A 19,059-nucleotide genomic window follows, 5' to 3' on the forward strand; every position below is an offset into this window, starting at 1 on the left:
CAACTATGCATGTGATAGTGTGGTCAATTTGCCGCCCAGCGGCAGCCGCAGGCGGAAGACGGCGCCCTGGCCCGGCGCGGATGCGACGCCGATGCTGCCGCCCATCAGCGCGACGAGCTGGCGTGCGATGGCCAGACCCATGCCGGCGCCATCGTGGGCGCGGCTCGGCGAGTCGTCGGCCTGCGAGAATTTGTCGAAGATCACGCCTTGCTGCGCCTGTGCGATGCCGATGCCCGTATCGCGCACCTCGATCTGCAGGTCCGCGCCGCTGTGCGTGACGTGCACGTCGACCCGTCCCGCAGCCGTGTAGCGGATGGCGTTATCGAGCAGGATGTCGAGCACGCGCACGAAGCGGACGCGGTCGCAATCGATGCTGGGCGGCGTGGCGGGCGCCACTTGAGCGGCCAGCTGCAAGCCCTTGTGCGCCGCGCGCGGCCGGTGCGGCGCCAGCGCCAGTTCCAGCAGCTGGTCCAGTGGCGCGGCGGCGGACTCCAGCCTGACCTGATCGTGCTCGAGCGCGCTCAATTCCATCGCCGCCTCGACCATGGACAGCAACTGGCGGCCGCTGTCCTGTATCGTTTGCGCGTAGGCGGCCTGTTCCGGCTCGCGCAGCTGCTCTTGCAGCAGCTCGGAGAAACCGAGGATGCCGTTGAGGGGCGTGCGCAATTCATGCGACATGTTCGACAGGAAGCGCGACTTGGCTTCGCTGGCGGCGATGGCCCTGGCGCGGCTGTCGACCAGGCGGCCGATCAGCAGCACCAGCGCGGCCCACGACAGCACGATCAGCGCGCTCGTGATGGCCGCCATCAGCAAGGCCTGGTTGCGGCGCGAGACGTAGTCGGCCAATACCGTGTCGCGGTCCAGCCCGACCAGCATGTACAGCGGGTAGCCGGCCAGTTTTTCAAATGCGTAAAAGCGCACGATGCCGTCGACGGGACTGCGCTCGGTGAAGCCGCCCCGCGTTTTACCTTGCATTAAGGAAAATACCTTGCTGGCGCCGATATCCTGGCCGATGGTGTCGGCGGCACCGACCCGGCGCGCGCGCACCACGCCGTCGCTGCCGACAAGCTCGGTGGAGCTGTTGTCGCCGAGGTCGACTTCGTCGTACAGGCGGGTAAAGTAATACGGATCCATCGAGACCACCACCACGCCCTTGAACCGGCCATCGGCATGGTTGATGCGGCGCGTCATCTGAATCGACCATTTTTTCGACACGCGGCCCAGCACCGGCTTGCTGATATACAGTTCACCGCTGTCGCGCTGCATGTGTACCCGGATGTGTTCGCGGTCGGCCAGCCTGGTCGGCTGGAAGGGGCGGCTTGACAGCGCCATGTCGCCCTGTTCGTCGACGATGGTAAACAGGTTGTACAGGGGGCCGGGCTTGAGGCCTTGCCGCAGGTCCGTTACGATGTCGAGGCCGCTGCCCAGCGCCTGGTAGCGGCTGCGCAAATACGTGGCCGCCTGGTCCGCCGCCTCGATCGTGCGGATCGCGTGCTCGTCGAAGACGCGCGCCATGCTGCGCGCATCGCGCCCGGCGCCGGCGATGGCACTGTCGTAGGCGTGCCGCAGTTGCAGCACGGTGATGCTCCACAGCCCCGTCAGCAGCACGGCCATGAAGAGCGACAGCAGGGTGCGCGCATCCCAGCGCTCCCAACGCTGCCAGGCCATGGCCTTCCCGTATCTGTGCTGTTGCATGCTGCCTCCGCAAGGGTTGTCATTCTGCGCGCGATTTATCAATTATAGTGAATATAATTGAATTTATCGAATAAAATGATTTTTATGCGGGAAGTGTTGTATTGAGCGCTGGCTCTGGCGGCTAGCGCGTCGCCGCCTAGTGCGTCAGCCAGCGCTCGACCATGTCGCGCAGCTGGCTGGCCGTAAACGGCTTGGACAGGTAATCGTCCATGCCGGCCGCCACGCAGCGCTGCCGGTCGTCCTCGGTGACACCGGCCGTAAGGGCGATGACGGGCAGGCGCGGCGCGCCGCTGGCCGCTTCGCGGACGCGCAGGGCCTCGCACGCCTGGTAGCCGTCCATGACGGGCATCATGCAATCCATCAGCACCAGGTCGTACTGCCGTTCGGCCAGCGCCTGCAGGCCCAGCGCGCCGTTCTCCGCCGTGTCGATGCTGTAGCCGCGGGATCCCAGCTGCAGGCACACGAGCTGGCGGTTCAGCGCCGTGTCCTCGACCAGCAGGATGCGCGCGCCCGGTTCCGGGGCGGATTCCGGCGCTGGTACAGGCGCGGGCGCGGGCGCGGGTGTGGATTCGGATGGCGCTGCTGTCTCCGGCTCCGGCGATGTGGCGGCCGGCGTCCGCGGCGCCAGCGCCACGGCGGCCTCGTGCCCCTGGCGCCGCAGCAGCGACATGATCAGCGCGATGGCCCCGGCCAGCACGAGCAGGCTGACGACGGCCGCGCCGCCCATGGTGCGCAGCATGCGCCGCCAGCCCGCCAGGTAGACCTCGTCCGTCACGGTGACGTTGACGGCCAGCGGATAGTCGCGCACCAGCCGTATGCCGGCCAGGCGCTTGACCGGGCGGCCCTGCTCGGCTGCGCGCGGCGAGTCCACCTGCAGCACGCCGTCGGTCTTGCCCTGTTCCAGCAGGCGGTAGGTGCTGCCCGTCAGGTTGCGTTTGCCCATCATGGCGGGCACGGCCGGCCAGCGGGCCAGCAGCGTGTAGTCGCTGCGGTACAGGGAAAAGGCCGTGTGTTCGCCGATGCTGGTGCTCTGGAAGAATTTGCTGAAGAAATCGCACGACAGGCCGACCAGCACCACGCCCAGGAAACGGCCGTCCGGCCCGCTGATGCGCCGGCTGATATAGAAGGTCCAGGCGCCATTGCCCTTGTTTTGCACGGGCGCGCTCACATGCATGCCGCCGTGCGGGTGGCGCCGGTGATACTCGAAGTAGTCGCGCTCGCCGAGGCGGATGGGTGGCGCGGGAAACGCGCGGCTGAAGGCCAGCACGCCGGCATCGCTGCCTACGATGGATACCACGTCCACTTGCGGCACGCCGCCGATCTTGTGCCGCAGCATCTGGTACATGGCCGGGGTGCCGGCGGCGGCGGCCAGCGCCTGCGCGTCCACGGGGGCTGCGGCTTCGATCTCGCTGCTGACGCTGTCGAGCACCAGGCTGGCCGCCGTCATGCTCTGCGCCGTGTTTTCCGCCAGCAGCAGCGACAGGTTGGACAGGTCCTGTTTCCAGTCGTCGACGGCTTCGCGGTGCAGCACCACGCCGGAGACGACGATGCGCAGCGCCAGCAGGCCCACCAGTACCAGGCCCACGATGGCCGCCGTGGTGCGCGGCCGATAGTGGTGCACCAGGCGCAGGACGGCCTGGCGCGCGTTCATGCCTGCGCGCCCGTGTATTCGCGCATGCTGCGGCGTACTTCCTGCTCCACTGCGCCGATCAGCACCGCCGTTTCGGCCAGCCATTCCGGTGCCGCCACGCCCTGGTGGCGCACCAGCTGCTCGAGTGCCGCCAGGCGCGCCACGAGGGCGCTGGCGCCCAGCAGGGCCACGGTGCCGCGCAAGGTATGGCAGCTATGCACGATGGCTTGCGCCGCACCGCCGCGCACGGCCTGCTCGACGCGCGCAAACATGGCCGGCGACGTGTCGAGGTAGGTCTGCGACAGGGCGCGGAACATCTCGAGGTCGTGGCCGGTGGCGTGGAACAGCACGGCAGGATCGATGTGGCGATAGGCTGGCATGGCGGCTCCGTGGCGAAGGGAAAGCGGCGGCGGGTCAGGCGGCCAGGCTGTTGCGCCGCGCGTGGCCGGCGCAGCAGGCGCGCAGATAGCCGCGCAGCTCGTCGTAATTGACGGGTTTGGCAAAGAACACGACGCCTGGCGGCACGCCGCCCCGTTCTTGCAGCTCTTCCTGCGTCAGGCTCGACAGCATGGCGATGTGCATGTCCGCCAGCAGCGGGTCGGCCAGGATGGTGCGGATCACTTCGTAGCCGTCGATGCCTTCCATGACGATGTCGGCCAGCAGGATGTCGGGCTGGTCGCGGGCGATTTCCATCAGCGCCTGGTATCCGTTCTCGCAAAAGCGCAAGTCCGCCTGCAAGCCCCATGAACCGATCTGTTTTTCATACAGCGCGCGCTCGATCGGATTGTCTTCGATCACCAGGATGGACGGCGGGCGGCCCGATGGGACAGGGCGGCTGGCCCGCGCCGCGCGCTGGTCCTGTCCCGGCTGGCCGGGATTGCCCTTGTAGGCTTCGACGGCCGCGAGGGGAATGCGCCGGTGGCCGCCCTTGGTCTTCCACGCTTCGATCACGCCGGCCTCGACCAGTTGCTGCACTGAGGTGACCGAGATGCCGAGGATTTCGGCGGCCTTTTGGGTGGTGCAGACGTCTGCAGTGTGCATGATGGGCTTTATGGTCGCGATGAAGTTGAAGGGAATGATACGCAATCGGGCTCAAAAAATCAATTTCAACGAATTAGATGAATTCACTAAAAACCTGGCGTGCGGCTGGCCGGACTCGCGTGCGCGTACGGCAGGGGGCGGGATGGGTGTGCGGTTCCAGGATATCGCGCCATTCGCTCCACTCCGCATTGCTGTGGCGTAGCAGGGTTTCCATGTGGCCTGCGTCCAGGCCCAGTACCCGCGCCGTGGCCAGGGCTGGCTCGCGCGGCCCCGCGCCGTTGCGCAGTATCAGGTCGGCGAAGCCGCTGGCCAGCTTCAGCAGCTTCGCCAGGTCCGTCATGCGCCCGGCCCGTCCGAAGCCGGGCGGCGCGGCATGGCAGAGCACGGCGTCGCACAGGATGTCCGCCATGCCCCAGTCCCGCATGAGGATGGCCGACAGGGCCAGTTGGTGGTGGCCGAAGCGCTGCGATTCTTCGCCCAGCAGCCGGGCCGTGACGCCATTGCCGTACTGGCCCAGCAGTTCTCCATATTCCTGCGGATGCACGGTGGCCAGGGCCAGCTGGCCGCAGTTGGCCAGCAAGCCGCAACTGTACAGCTCATCGGCCGGCGCCAGCTGCAGCGCGTCACCGGCCACACGGGCGGCGCACGCCATGGCCAGCGAGTGCGACCAGTAGCGCTGCGCGTCGAAGTGTGCGCACGTGGGCGCTGGCGGGGCCGGGGTGGCGCACGCCTGGCGCAGGGCGGGCAGGCCGATGGCCGCCAGCATCGCGGCGCTGACGGCCGCATGCCTGCGCTCGCCCGGCGGCACGCCCGCATTCGCCAGGCCGATGACCTTGCCGGTCATGGCCGGGTCGCAGCCCAGCTGTTCCGCCAGCTCGTCGAGCGGCACCTGCTGCTGCCACAAGGTGGCCAGCCAGTGGCGCCGCCAGGCGGGCGACGGCAGGATGGTACCGCCGGGCAGGCGCGCCAGGTCGATGTGCGCGCTCATGGCCGGCTCCCTATGCCATTGCAGTCATCGGCCTGCGCCGTGCCCGCCGTCTGCAGGACCGTGACGGCTTGCGACAGCGCATCGAGCGCCATCAGCAGTTCCGCATGCAGGCGGTGCAGGGCGCCGATATCGTTGGAAAAGCCCGCATGCACGGCCTGGCGCGACAGCGCCTGCAATGGGAGCAGGCCCATGGACTGGCTGCCGTCGAGAATTTCCTGTGCCAGCACTCTTGCCGGGGCGGCCCGCTCGCAGCGCAGCGCATGGGCGATGCCGGCCAGGCGGTCGCGCGTCTCGGCCACGAACAGGGCCAGGATCTCGCCCTGCAGGCGCCGGTCGTGGCCGAACATGGCGTCCAGGCGGGCCGCGTCGAACGGCGGCGTGTCCGGTGTCTTGGGCGCTGTCGACGGTGGTGCGCTGTCAGTCGCCTTGGCCGGCGGGACCGCTTTGCGCATTTGCAGCAGCGCATGCAGATCGGACGGTGCCGCGCCGGCGGCCTGCGTGCGGTCGGCCTGGTGCCAGCGGGTGCGGCGCCAGAGCAGGGCGGCCAGCAGCAACAGCAGGCCTGCCAGCGCCAGCGCCGGGCGCATCAGCGAGAGATCTTCGCAGCGAAGGAAGGGGTGAATGGCGAGAAAGGAGTTCATGGCAGTGCTCCAGTGCGTTCTATGCGAGTGATCCTGTGTGATGGCGGACCTAAAATACGTCCCAGTCGCCCGAATCGGCGGCGGACGGCGCCGCTTTTCTGGCCTGGCCTGCGGGGCGCGTGGCGACCAGCTTGAGCGTCGCCTTGTGCGGCGCGGGCCGCGGCGCGGCAGGCGCGCGCGGCGCCGCGCCGGCCTGTCCCTGCGCCAGCTTGAAGGCGCCCACCACGCCGGCCAGCCTGGCTGCCTGCTCCTGCAGCGATTGCGATGCCGCCGCCGCTTCTTCGACCAGGGCCGCGTTCTGCTGCGTGACTTCATCCATCTGCGTGATGGCGCGGTTGATTTCCTCGATGCCCGTGCTTTGCTCCACGCTGGCGGCCGAGATTTCGCTGACGATGTCGGTAACGCCGCGTACCGTGTCGACCACTTCCGTCATGGCCGCGCCGGCCTGCTGGACCAGCTTGCCGCCTTGGCCCACCTGTTCCACGGAGTCGCTGATGAGTACCTTGATTTCCTTGGCGGCCGCGGCCGAACGGTGCGCCAGGTTGCGTACTTCGGTGGCCACGACGGCAAAGCCGCGCCCCTGTTCCCCGGCGCGCGCCGCTTCCACGGCCGCATTCAGGGCCAGGATATTGGTCTGGAAGGCGATGCCGTCGATGACGCCGATGATGTCGGCGATCTTGTTCGACGCGCTGTCGATCGCTTCCATCGTGCGTATCACGTCGCCCATCACTTGTCCGCCCCGCTGCGCCTTGTCCGAGGCGCTGATGGCCATTTGCTGGGCCTGGCGGGCATTGTCCGCGTTTTGCCGCACGGTGGCCGTCAGTTCTTCCATGGCCGAGGCGGTTTCTTCCAGCGAGCCCGCTTGCTGTTCCGTGCGCGCCGACAGGTCCAGGTTACCGGACGCGATCTCGCCCGAGGCCGTGCTGATGCTGTCCGTGCCGGAACGCACTTCGGCCACGATGCGCACCAGGCTCGCGCTCATGTCCGCCATGGCCTGCATCAGCTGGCCCACCTCGTCGTTCGAGGTGGCGCGGATCTGCACGCTGAGGTCGCCGTCCGCGATGGTGCGGGCCACGCCGATGGCGCCGGCCAGCGAGGCGGCGATGCGCCGCGCCAGCAGCAGGCCCATGCTGGCTACGAGCGCCGTCACGGCCAGGGACAGGGTGATGGCAATCCAGCGCGCGCTGGCAGCGGCTGCGGCGCCATCGGCCGCACCTTTGGCAGCCAGGTTTGCGTTGTAGCGGTGGTGGGCGGCGAGGGCGTCGACCAGTTCCTTGATGATGGGCTGGTTTTGCGCCAGCAAGTCGCGCGCCGCGTCCAGTTCACCGGCCTTCGACAGCGCCAGCACCTTGTCGCGCACTTCATCGTAGCGCAGCAGCACGGCGCGGTCGGCGGCCAGCAGCGCGCGGTCCTGTTCATCGGTGATATCTTCTTTTTCATACTGGTCGAGCGCCTTGCCGACCGCCGCGCGCGCTTCCCTGATGCCCGCTTCCAGCTTGGCGCGTCCGGCCGCATCCTTGCTGGCCATGTGCTGCCAGACGGCCGTGCGCATCTGCGCGAACGGTACAAAAGCGTCGTTCAAGGTGAGCAGACTGGGTACCGTGTTGACAGTGGCATAGCTGGCCGCCGTGTACACGCGGTCCATCTGGTAGATGCCAAAGCCCGCGAGGGCGGCCAGCCCGAGGACGACGGAGAGGATCAAGGCGTACAGCCGTTTAGCGATGGTCATTTTGGGCGCCGCTCCAATGAAGTGAAATTCAAGAAAAATGTTTGGCTTGGGAGGTTTTTTTCCATTTTACGATAAAAATTCGTTTTATTCGAGAAATTTGTTGTTGAATTATTTTATTCAATGATTTTCATTGAAAACATATGCTTATAGCGGGCTGGACGGTAAGACCGTGTATAAAAAGCCACACGGCGTGTACCTGGCCTTCTGGCGTGTGGCACGCTTTGGCGATTAGTGAAAAAATGGAATTCCTTGATCGCCATCAAATACGGTGCGCAGGCGCGTGCCGCCGACTGACTCTTGTAAAGGAGCATCATGACTGCCTCTGCCCGGCCTGGACCCTTGCTTGTCATCACCGCAGTCATCTTCATCTTGCTGGGCCTGGCACTTGCCGGCGGCGGCGCCTGGCTCGTCAGCCTGGGCGGTTCCTGGTATTACGTCGTGGCCGGTATCGGCATGCTCGTCGCGGGCGCGCTCGTGTGGAAGGGGCGGCGCAGCGCCCAGCTGTTTCTCGCGCTGCTGCTGTTCGCCACCCTGATCTGGTCCGTGATCGAAGTGAAGTTCGACTGGTGGCAATTGCTGCCGCGCCTAGATATCTGGTTCGCCGCCGCCGTCTGGCTGCTGCTGCCGTTCGTCGACCGCCGCCTCGATCCGCCATTGACGGCCGGAGCGAAACCGCGCGACGCGGGCAAGAGCGCGCTGGCCGCCGCCGTGGTACTGACGGCCGCCGTGGGCGTGTTCTCGCTATTTCAGGACTACTACACCTTGCATGGCGAAGTGCCGGCCGAGAACATGGCAGCCGCGCCGCAAGGCGATTTCGCGCCGGGCGTGGCGCCCAACGACTGGGCCGCGTATGGCCGTTCCGGCTATGGCGACCGCTATGCGCCGGCCGCGCAGATCACGCCGGCCAACGCGTCGCAGCTGAAACAGGCATGGGTGTACAACACGGGCGACTTCAAGGGTCCGAACGATCCGGGCGAGATCGCCAACGAAGTCACGCCGCTGAAAGTGAACGGCATGCTGTACCTGTGCACGCCGCATAACATCGTCATTGCGCTCGATCCGGACACGGGCAAGGAGATCTGGCGCCACGATCCGAAGATCAACCGCGACGCATCGACCTACCAGCACATGATCTGCCGCGGCGTGGCCTACTGGGACGTCAACGCGGGCCGCGCCAAGGGCGACCCGGCACCCGAGGCGGCCGGCATGGAATGCCCGCGCCGCATCCTCGCGCCCACCATGGATGCCACCCTGATCGCCGTCAACGCCGATACGGGGGTAGCCTGCAAAAGCTTTGGCGAAAATGGCGTGATCGGCCTGTACCATGGCATGGGCATGAAGAAGCGGGGATTCCTGATGCCGACGTCGCCGCCGGCCGTGGCGCAAAACGTGGTGGTGATGGCCGCCAGCGTCACCGATAACTTTTCCACGGAAGAGCCGTCGGGCGTGATCCGCGGCTACGATCCCGTCACGGGCAAGCTGATGTGGAACTGGGATGCGTCGAACCCCGACGACACGGCGCCGATTGCCGATGGAAAAACGTATACGAACAACTCGCCCAATTCCTGGGGCGTGTCCAGCATCGATGAAAAACTGGGCATGGTGTACATCCCGATGGGCAATGAAACGCCGGATACATGGGGCGGCAACCGCAATCCCCATGGCGAGAAATACAATAGCGCCATCGTCGCGCTGGACCTGGCGACAGGCAAGGTGCGCTGGGTCTACCAGACCGTGCACCACGATATCTGGGACATGGATATCGGCGGCCAGCCCACTCTGGTCGACATCGACACGCCGAAAGGCAAAGTGCCGTCCGTCGTGGCCACGACGAAACGCGGCGACATCTATGTGATCGACCGGCGCGATGGCAGCCTGGTCGTGCCGGCGCCGGAAAAACCGGTGCCGACGAACAACCCGGCTCCCGGCGACCGCCTGTCGCCCACGCAGCCGTTTTCGGCCCTCACTTTCCTGCCCGAGAAAAACATCAGCGAAACAGATATGTGGGGCACGACGCCATTCGACCAGCTGGCGTGCCGCATCATCTTCCGCCAGCACCGCTACGAAGGGCCGTTCACGCCGCAAACGGTGGCCGAAGGCAAGATCAAGGGCGCCATCATCTCGCCGGGCCCGCTCGGTATCTTCGAGTGGGGCGGGGCGGCTGTCGACCCGGGCCGGCAATTGCTGCTGGTGAACCCCGACTACATGGGCTTTCTGGAGCGTCTGGTGCCGCGTGCGCAAGCCAATGCGAAGGGCGGCACGGGCTCGGAAATGGGCTTGCAGCCGCAGACGGGCGTGCCGTTTGCAGTGGAAATCAAGCCTTTTCTTTCGCCGCTGGGCTTCCCATGCCAGGCGCCGCCGTGGGGGTATATCGCCGCCGTCGACTTGCGCACCATGAAAAAAGTGTGGATGCACAAGAACGGCACCACGCGCGACAGCGCCCCCGTGCCCATCGCCTTGCCGCTGGGCGTGCCCAGCCTGGGCGGCATCAGCACCACGGGCGGCGGCGTGGCCTTCCTCAGCAGCACGCTCGACTACTACATCCGCGGCTACGACGTGCGCAATGGCAAGACCGTATGGAAAGCCCGCCTGCCTGCCGGCGGCCAGGCCACGCCGATGAGCTATGTCTCGGACAAGACGGGCAAGCAATATGTCGTCGTCATGGCCGGCGGCCATGGTTCGCTCGGCACGAAGATGGGCGATAGCCTGGTGGCGTTTGCTTTGCCGGATGAGGCGGTGGAGAAGAAAAAGTAAAGGGCTTAATGCGCATGCTGCGGGATGCTTGGAGCCCACAGCAAAGAGCCGGGGTCAGACCCGACGGGTCTGACCCCAGATTTTATTGCGCCGCCAATCCCAGCTTCAAACCCACCAGCTTGCCCGGCGCGGCCTCCGTTTTTTCCGGCGCACCGGCGCTGACCCTGGCCGCCGGCGTTCCATCCTGCTGCAGGGCGGCCAGAATCGCTGCGCTGCGCTGGGTGCCCAGCTTGCTCAAGGCGTCGGCCGCCAGGGGCTGCTTGGCTTCCAGCTGCTCGCGCAAGCCCTTGTAGAAGGCGCCCGTGTCGGCCACTTGCGGCTCGCCTTCGATCAGCTTGCCCAGACGTTGGAATACGGGGATTTTTGCCGGAGCCGATGCGGCTGCTGATGCCGTCTCTGCCGCCGCTGTGGCTGGGACGGCCGATTCCGCCGCCTTTTTCTGCTTGTCCAGCTCGGCCTTCCCGAAGCGTTCCGCGTACAGGTCGCGCAGGGCGCCCCGTATCTTGCGTTCGCCCAAGTTCAACGGTCCCGGTTCTTCGCCCGCTTCCAGCTTGATGCCGGCCTTGGCGGCGACGGCGCGGCGCACGGCCTGGGCACGCAGGGCGGCCGCGTCCGTATCGCTGTACTGGCCAGGCACGGCCAGCTTCAGCTGTTCGCGCTTGGCGAGGATTTGCGCCACCTGCTTGATTTTTTCACGCTCGGGCGGCAGCAGTACGGCGCTGCCCGCGTCGAAGTCGATAGCTTCGAGCTTGTCGGCGCTGATGCCGAGCAAGTTGCCCAGCGCGCGGAACGGCGCCGTGACGATTTTCGTCAGCACATTGCCCACGGCTTTCCAGATCAGGGCGCCATAGCTGAATTGCGGGTCGTTCATGTCGCCCGACACGGGCAAACCCAGGTCGATGCGTCCGTCCGAGTCCTTGAGGATGGCCAGGGCCAGTTCCAGCGGCAGCTTCAAGGCGTCCGGGCTGTCGATGCGCTCGCCCAGAGTCAGCTTGTCGAGCACGATCTGGTTGGTGCCGTCGAGCTGGCGGTTGCGCACCTTGTATTGCAAGTCCAGCGAAATCTTGCCTTCTGCCACCTTGTAGCCGGCGAACTTCATCGTGTACGGCGAGGCGGACACCATGTCGACATTCTTGAAGACGACGTTCAAGTCCGTGTTGTCGGTCGGGGCGAACGGATTTAATTGGCCACGCACGCGGGCCAGGCCGAATTCGTCGATGCGGCCATCGAGTTCGATCTGGCTGCGCGCATCGCGCTTGGTCGACAGGCCCGTGACGACGCCATTGAGTTCATAGATCTTGGCGGCGAACTGGGGCCGCAAGCTGAGGTCGGCAAAATCCAGCTTGGCGTTTTGCAGGCGCACGCGGCGCACGCGCACGGGGAAGGCGGCGTCGGCTGCCGGCGTGGCGGAGGCCGCAGGAGCGGGGGCCGTTGCCGTGGCAGGCTCGGGCGCCTTGACCAGCAGGCGCTGGGCATTGAGGCTGCGGTCGTTTTCGATGATCAGCTGGGCGTTCGGTTCCACCACGCGCAGTTCGGGGATGTCGACGAAGTCGGGGCCCACGCTGGCCGTCATCTTGTCGGCGCGCACGCTTTTCCATGAGGCAAAGCGTTTGCCATCCGTTTCATTGAGCACGAGGCCGGCAATATCGACGCCGCCCACATAGCGGACCTTGGGCGCTTTCGGCGCGCCGCCGCCCGTCGTCAGGCGGCCGCTGCCGGAGAGCGACCCGCTTGCCAGTTTCAGCTTGATATGCTGCGCCAGCAACGGTTGCACGGGGGCCAGGGTCAGCTGTTTCAAATTCAGCTGCGCATCGACGGCGCCCGTGCCCGGCACGAACTTGCCATTGGCCGTCAATAGGCCGCCTTCGCGCAGGCCCACGCCCAGCTCGAACGGCAGCGCCTGTTTCATATCGTTGCTGACGTCTTGCAGCGACAAACGGGCATCCTGCACATTGACCTTGATGCCCGTGCCCGCGTCATCGAAACGGGCGCCGAACTTGCTCAGTTCCACCTTGTCTACCTTGGTGGACCATGGCGCGGATGGGGTGTCCTTGCCCGCGTCGGCTTTGCCGGAGGCAAACACGGGCAGCTTTTGTGCAATCGCAAATTCGCCCTGGCGGTTGCGCGCCAGGTCGATCTGCGCGCCGCTGGCCGTCACGGCGCCCAGGTGCACGGTATGCGCGGCCAGGTCGATCTTGCCTTTGGTAAAGCCCAGTTGGGCCAGCTTGAACGGCGTTTGCGCGCCCCGTTGCATGGTGAGGTCGGCCAGGCCGAAATGTGCGCCGTCGATGACGGTGGCCATGCCCGATGGGCCTTGCTGCAAGGCCAGTTGCAGGCTCAGCTGCAGTTGCTTGGCGCTCAGCTGCAAAGCCGGCGAGACGGTTTCATCGATGGCGGACACGTCCACATTGGCGAGCGCCAGCTGTTTCAAGTCCACCTTCCACTTGCCAGGCGTGGCTGGTGCGGCGGGCGTGGTGGCGGTAGATGCTGCTGGTGCCGGATTACCGGGCAGCATCAGGTTCGCCACGTCGATCTCGCCCTTGCTGTCGCGGCGCACGGCCACCTTGCCGCCGTACAAGTTGACCTTGTCGACCGTGACCTTCTGGCCTGCCAGATCCACGTTCACGCCGGCGATGCCCAAAGTGTTCAGCGACGTAAAGGCGTCGCTCTTGCCACTTTGTACCAGCGCCAGGTCGCGCAAGGCGAGGCCGGCGCCTTTGACGGCCGCTTCCAGCTTGCCGTCCGCATAGGAAAAAGCGTAGGGCAGGCGCGCCGACAGCTTGCCGCTGGCGACAGTCGCGCGCGTATAGGCTTTCAAATACGCGGCCAGGCCGGGCAGGGAAGCGTCGTTCAGTATCAGTTCGCCTTCGCCACGGATGGGGCTCAGCGAGGCCGTGCCGCGCCAATGCAGCTTGCCGCCGCGCGCCGCATCGGCGCTGAGGCTGTAGCTGCCGTTGGCGTCGGGCAGGGTGGAAATATTATCGAGCGTAAAGTTGATCGGCGTGAAGTTGTCCGCATAGCCGGCCTTCTGGTCTTGCCAGTCGACTTTGCCTTGCTCCAGCGCAAAGTGGGCGATGACGAGGCGCGGCATGCCGCCTTCGCTCTTTTCCGGATGGTTGCGTTGCCAGGTGGCCAGCACTTCGGCCAGGTTGAACTTGCCGTCCGGCGTGATCGTCAGCTGCGCTTGCGGCGCCGTGATGCGGATTTCCGCCAGGCTCCAGGCGCGGCGGACGATGGATTTCCATTCCAGCTGCACGGCCAGGGCGCCGATGGACAGTAGCGGTGCATTGTTTGCGCTGGCCGCTTCCGTGAAAGCGATCTTGTCCGCTTCCAGGCGCAGGGTGAACGGGTTGAAGCGCACGTCGGCGATACTGGCCTGGCGCGCGAGTTCTTTTTCTGCAAATTTGGGTAGCTGGTTTTTGATGACGTAGGGCACCAGCCAGAAGCCGGCCGCACTGTAGGCGGCCAGGGCGCAGCCCGTGCCCAGGGCCCAGCGCTGCCAGCGTTTCCAGCGAAATGTTTTCGTCTGCACGCTTTTGTTGTCGATTGTGTTCACGAACTTACCTTTTAGTATCTTGTTGGGCGGCACGTCTTGCGCGCCGTGACTGTCAGTATGCCTCTTTGCGGCCTCGTCTGCAAAATCCAAACGTGTTCAAGTGATAACAGGCGCCCAAGGGAGCTAGTTTCTTCTGTAAAACTCACACAAACTCACCTTTTCTTGATAATGATTCTCATTATCGGTATCATGTGCGCTAACCGTAAGTTTCCGCTTGCCCCCCATTTTCCAATTGAAAGCCTGACGCCATGCCTGTTGCCACTCCCCGCACCCGTTTACTTCCAGTGGCGGCAGCCTTGTCGCTGGCCTTCGCTTCCCACGCCGCGCTGGCGGCCAAGGCGGCCAGCGGCCAGGACGAGCCGACGGCTGGCGATGAGAAAGTCATGCAAGCCGTGCAGGTGACGGGCGCCCGCGCGCAAGGACTGGTGCCGCTCACCACGGAGGCGGGCAGTTTTCGGGGCGCCAGCATCATGGACGTGCCATCGACCGTCAACGTGATCACGCGCGAATTGCTGGAGCAGCAAGCCGTCTCCGGCCTGTACGACGCCGTGCGCAATACGGCCGGCGTGACGCGCCAGCAAAACGGGGGAGAGACGTGGGATCAGCTGGTGATACGCGGCATTGCCGTGGAAAACCGCACGAATTACCGCCTCAACGGCTCCCTGCCCATCATGAACTTCTCGCAAGTGCCCATGGAAAACAAGGAGCGGGTGGAAGTGCTGAAGGGCGCTTCGGCCCTGTACTACGGCTTTACGTCGCCGGCCGGCGTCGTCAACTTCGTTACCAAGCGGGCCGGCAGCCAGCCCGTCACCAGCATGGGCTTGAGCCTCGATGACCGTGGCAGTGCCGTGGCGAATGTCGACGTGGCGCGCCGTTTTGGCGTGCAGCAGGAATTCGGCGTGCGCATCAATGCCGCTGGCGGCACCCTCGGTTCCTACCTGGATGATGTCGGCAATGGCAACCGCCGCTTCCTTTCCACGGCGCTCGACTGGAGAGTGACGAACAAATTGCTGCTCAAGGCCGACCTCGAGTACGAGCGCCGCAGGGTGACGGAGCAGGCGGGCATCGCCTTGCCCACGGCCGTGAAAGGCGTGATCAGCTTGCCGCGCGCCGTCGATCCGCGCAAGCTGATCGGCCCGGACTGGTCGAATTTCGAAGCGCAAACGAAAAACGCGCAATTGCGCGCCGACTACGCCATCGCCGATGGCTGGGCCTTGACGGTGGAGGCGGGCCACTCGGAAACGGCGCGCGACCGCCGCCTGGCGATCTTCCGCCTGAACAACGCGGCCGCGCTGGCCACGGGCGCGGGCCGCATCACGGGCAATATCCAGCACAGCGTGGTGACGTCGGACTTGCTGCGCGCGGAACTGGCCGGCAATGTCAACACGGGTTTCATCGCCCATGAACTGACCCTGGGCGCCTCGCGCACGGACAAATCGCAAGATCCGATTTACCAGAGCAATTACACGATCGCCTCGCAAAACCTGTACAACCCAGTGCCCGTGACGACTGTCGTGTTCGGTCCCAAGCCGACGGCGCCGACGACGGCCGGGCTCGACACGCGCGACACGGGCTTGTATGCGCTCGATCGCATGGTCTTCAGCCCGCAATGGCAAAGCGTCATCGGCGTGCGCCGCAGTAGCTATCAAAGCGACCAGGGCGCCAGCCACTACGACGTCAGCAAGACGACGCCGATGGCTTCCTTGATCTACAAGGCCACGCCCGAACTGTCGTTCTACGCGTCCACGGCGCGTGGGCTGGAAGAGGGCGAGACGGGCCCGACGGGTACCGTCAACCAGGGCGTCAAGATGGCGCCTGGCGTGAGCAAACAGAAAGAGCTGGGCGCGCGCTGGCTGACGCCGGGCGGCACCTTGCTGTCTGCGGCGCTGTTCGATATCACGCGTCCCGGCTATTACACGAATACCAGCAATGTGTTCACGTCGGACGGCGAACAGCGCTACCGTGGCCTGGAACTGTCGACCCAGGGCAAGCTGACGCGCCAGTTGTCGTGGCAGACGTCGGCCCAGTTCCTCGATCCAAGCTTTGCGCACATCAACGCCGACTACAACGGCAAGGCGCCGGAAAACGCGTCGAAACGCACGGCCAGCGCCTTTCTCGCCTACGCGTTTGACACCGTGCCGGGCCTGTCCGTCAACGGCGGCGCGTATTACTACAGCGCCCGTCCCGTCAACGACCTGAACCAAGCCTTCCTCGGCGGCGTGAGCCTGTTCAGCGCGGGCGCCCGCTATGCTAGCCGCGTGATGGACAAGGCCGTCGTGTGGCAGTTGAACGTGGAAAATGCAGCCGACAAGCGCTACTGGGCCGGCGCCGGCACGCGCCTGGCGTCGGGCGCGCCGCGCGCGATCAAGCTGTCGATGAAGGTGGATCTATAAGGCTTGACTTGCGCGCTGTCCACGGGTGACCTGCGCTGATACAATGTTGCCATGTTCATCAGCAAAGGCAAGGCCGGCATCGTCCTGTGGATCGCGTGTATCGCCATCTTCCTGGCCACGCTCGCCCCTACGGTATCGCGCGCGCTGACGGTCGCCAGCGGCCTGGCCGTGCCCAGCCTGGAAATCTGCTCGGTGGCGGGCGGCATGAATATGCTACCCGCAACATTCTCCACGGATAAGCCCGATACCAAGAGCAGCATGCGCATAGGCGATTGCCCGTGCTGCAGCATGCATGCGGCAGCCCTGGATGTGCCGCCCACGACCCTCGTGCTCGCTTCCGGAGAGCTCATCACGGGCTTGCTGCCCCTGCTGTTCTACCAATCCGCCACGCCCTTGTTCGCCTGGACACCTGTCCAGCCTCGCGGGCCGCCTGCCGCTTTCTGATCTGTCCCTTTCCCTGAACTGCCTTGCGCCGCGCGTATCGTGCGCTTGCGTCTGTTCGTCTTGCCCATACAGAATCTGAAAGCAGCACCATGAAACATTTCCCCTTATTGATTTCCCTCGCCATCGCCATGCCCGCCGTGGCGCAAACCCGCACTGAACAGGTTTTGCCCGAGATGAAAGTCATCGTCACGGCCATAGGCGACGGCTACCGTCCCGCCGCCGACACGGCGCTCATGTTGTCCAGCACGCCTGGCTACAGCGTGGCGGCCGGCGGCGGCGTGTCCGGCTTGCCGGTGGTCAATGGCTTTGCCGATGACCGGCTGAAAATACGCATCGACGGCATGGAACTGACGTCGGCCTGCGCCAACCACATGAATGCGCCGCTGTCGTATATCGATCCGCAGCAGGTGCAGCGCATCCGTCTGATCGCGGGCGTGACACCCGTCAGCGCGGGCGGCGACAGCATAGGCGGCACCATCGAAGTGCAGTCGAACGCGCCCGTGTTCGCCCAGCCCGGCGCGGGCCTGCTCACGCAAGGCAGCTTTGCCGTGTCGGGACGCAGCGTCAACAACAGCGTGGCGACCAGCGTGAACGCGTCGGCCGCCAGCGACAGCCTGAGCGTCGGCTACAGCGGTGCCTACACGCGCGGTCACAGTTATGAGGATGGCCACGGCAATAAAGTGCTGGCCAGCATGTTTGAAAGCATCAACCAGTCCATCGTGCTGGCGGCGAAGCGCGATGGCCAGCAGCTGACCCTGCGTGCCGGCGTGCAGCACATCCCGTACCAGGGATTTCCCAACCAGTACATGGACATGACGGACAACCACGGCCAGTTCGCCAACCTCGCTTACCAGGGCACATTTGCCTGGGGCGTGTTTGACGCGCGCGCCTACTGGCAGCAGACGGATCATGAAATGGGTTTCTTTACGCCCGAGCGCAAAGGTTCGATGCCGATGATCACGCACGGGCGCAACACGGGCTATGCGCTGATGGCCAGCCTGCCGACCGCTGCGGGCGAGTTGCGCCTGGGCCAGGAGTGGCACGGCTTCCGCCTCGACGATTACTGGCCGGCTGTGCCCGGTTCCATGATGATGGGACCGCGCACCTACCTGAACATCAACGACGGCAAGCGCGACCGTACCGTGTTGTTCGGCGAACTGGAAACGCGCCACGATGCGCGCTGGACGAGCGTGCTGGGCTTGCGCGGCGAATCCGTGCGCATGGACACGGGCGACGTGCAATCGTACGGCACCAACATGATGAACATGCCGGACGTGATGGCCGCCAGGGCTTTCAATGCGCGCAGCCGCAGCCAGCGCGACACGAATATCGATGCTTCCGCGCAAGCCACGTTCACGCCAGACGCGGCCAGCAGCTATGAATTCGCGCTGGCGCGCAAGGTGCGCTCGCCCAACCTGTACGAGCGCTACTCGTGGGGCCGGGGTTCGATGGCGATGACCATGACCAACTGGTTTGGCGATGGCAACGGCTATGTGGGCGATATCGACCTCAAGCCCGAGACCGCTTACACGGCGGCCTTCACGGCCGACTGGCATGGCGGCGGCGAGGAGGGCTGGTTCGTGCGCCTCAACCCCTATTACAGCAAGGTCGACAATTACATCGACGTCGACGTGCTGTCATCTTTCCACCCCTACATGAAAATGGGTGCGAACGGCAATTTGCTGCGCTTTGCCAACCACGACGCCAAGCTGTATGGCGCCAATCTGGCGTGGCAGCTGCCACTGACGAGCAGCGCACGCTGGGGCAGCTTCATGGCGACAGGCAACGCCGCATACACGCGGGGCAAGCGCAGCGATGGCGGCGACCTGTACCGTATGATGCCGTTCAACGCCTTGCTGGCCGTCGAGCACAAGCTGGGCGCCTGGAGCAACCGCATCGAAACGAAAATCGTGGCCCGCAAGGATAAGGTCGACGCGCGCCGCGTCGAACCGGAAACGGGCGGCTACGCGCTCGTCAACCTGCGCAGCAGCGTAGCGCTGAGCAAGATGGCCAGCCTGAGCGCGGGCGTGAGCAACCTGTTCAACCGCGCGTATGCAGACCCGCTGGGTGGCGTGTATTTGTCCGGCTTGAAAGCGAGCGGCGGCGCGCTGCAAGCATTGCCGGCCGAGGGCAGGTCGATTGATCTGGGGCTGCAACTGAAGTTCTAAAGCGGGCAATCAGCGGCGTC

General features: G+C 65.3%; 12 protein-coding genes. 4 read left to right on the plus strand and 8 right to left on the minus strand.

The features are described 5' to 3' along the window. Positions 1–3: 3 nt before the first annotated feature. The 7 genes from OPV09_RS14260 to OPV09_RS14290 all read right to left on the minus strand — a co-directional run bounded on the left by OPV09_RS14260 (position 4) and on the right by OPV09_RS14290 (position 7,724). The gene (locus tag OPV09_RS14260; protein ID WP_338678548.1) at positions 4–1,695 is read right to left on the minus strand and encodes a sensor histidine kinase; all 1,692 of its coding nucleotides are present in this window, start codon (positions 1,693–1,695) and stop codon (positions 4–6) included. 136 nt (positions 1,696–1,831) lie between these two features. Next, positions 1,832–3,346 carry a response regulator gene (locus OPV09_RS14265; protein ID WP_338678549.1) on the minus strand — a complete coding sequence of 505 codons (1,515 nt, stop codon included), beginning with the start codon at positions 3,344–3,346 and terminating at the stop codon, positions 1,832–1,834. Further along, positions 3,343–3,705: an Hpt domain-containing protein gene (locus OPV09_RS14270; RefSeq protein WP_331776790.1), complete on the minus strand. Its 363-nt coding sequence runs from the start codon at positions 3,703–3,705 to the stop codon at positions 3,343–3,345. The genes OPV09_RS14265 and OPV09_RS14270 overlap by 4 nt, the downstream gene beginning before the upstream one ends. A 34-nt stretch (positions 3,706–3,739) precedes the next feature. Beyond that, entirely contained in the window at positions 3,740–4,366 is a 627-nt protein-coding gene (locus OPV09_RS14275) for a response regulator (protein ID WP_034751458.1), read from the minus strand. A 73-nt stretch (positions 4,367–4,439) separates the two neighbouring features. Then, complete coding sequence (locus OPV09_RS14280) at positions 4,440–5,354, minus strand: HDOD domain-containing protein (protein ID WP_338678550.1); 915 nt, start codon at positions 5,352–5,354, stop codon at positions 4,440–4,442. Further along, positions 5,351–5,995, minus strand: coding sequence for a hypothetical protein (locus OPV09_RS14285; RefSeq protein WP_338678551.1), 645 nt, complete (start codon positions 5,993–5,995; stop codon positions 5,351–5,353). The genes OPV09_RS14280 and OPV09_RS14285 overlap by 4 nt, the downstream gene beginning before the upstream one ends. A 49-nt stretch (positions 5,996–6,044) precedes the next feature. Then, on the minus strand, positions 6,045–7,724 hold the full coding sequence (locus OPV09_RS14290) for a methyl-accepting chemotaxis protein (protein ID WP_338678552.1): 1,680 nt from the start codon (positions 7,722–7,724) through the stop codon (positions 6,045–6,047). Between the two features lie 312 nt (positions 7,725–8,036). Here OPV09_RS14290 and OPV09_RS14295 point away from each other — a divergent pair, with 312 nt between their 5' ends. Next, on the plus strand, positions 8,037–10,478 hold the full coding sequence (locus OPV09_RS14295) for a membrane-bound PQQ-dependent dehydrogenase, glucose/quinate/shikimate family (protein ID WP_034751212.1): 2,442 nt from the start codon (positions 8,037–8,039) through the stop codon (positions 10,476–10,478). An 82-nt stretch (positions 10,479–10,560) separates the two neighbouring features. On the opposite strand, the gene OPV09_RS14300 is transcribed toward OPV09_RS14295, so the two are convergent. Further along, positions 10,561–14,034 (minus strand): DUF748 domain-containing protein, encoded by a 3,474-nt coding sequence (locus OPV09_RS14300; protein ID WP_338678553.1) that lies wholly within the window; start codon positions 14,032–14,034, stop codon positions 10,561–10,563. Positions 14,035–14,282: 248 nt separating this feature from the next. Here OPV09_RS14300 and OPV09_RS14305 point away from each other — a divergent pair, with 248 nt between their 5' ends. The 3 genes from OPV09_RS14305 to OPV09_RS14315 all read left to right on the plus strand — a co-directional run bounded on the left by OPV09_RS14305 (position 14,283) and on the right by OPV09_RS14315 (position 19,039). Further along, on the plus strand, positions 14,283–16,427 hold the full coding sequence (locus tag OPV09_RS14305) for a TonB-dependent receptor (protein ID WP_338678554.1): 2,145 nt from the start codon (positions 14,283–14,285) through the stop codon (positions 16,425–16,427). Positions 16,428–16,478: 51 nt separating this feature from the next. Continuing rightward, on the plus strand, positions 16,479–16,871 hold the full coding sequence (locus OPV09_RS14310; protein ID WP_070305881.1) for a DUF2946 domain-containing protein: 393 nt from the start codon (positions 16,479–16,481) through the stop codon (positions 16,869–16,871). Between the two features lie 89 nt (positions 16,872–16,960). Beyond that, positions 16,961–19,039, plus strand: a complete 2,079-nt coding sequence (locus OPV09_RS14315; protein WP_338678555.1) for a TonB-dependent receptor — start codon at positions 16,961–16,963, stop codon at positions 19,037–19,039. Positions 19,040–19,059: the final 20 nt, after the last annotated feature.

It is taken from the genome of Janthinobacterium sp. TB1-E2, from assembly GCF_036885605.1.
Lineage (GTDB): Bacteria > Pseudomonadota > Gammaproteobacteria > Burkholderiales > Burkholderiaceae_D > Janthinobacterium > Janthinobacterium aestuarii.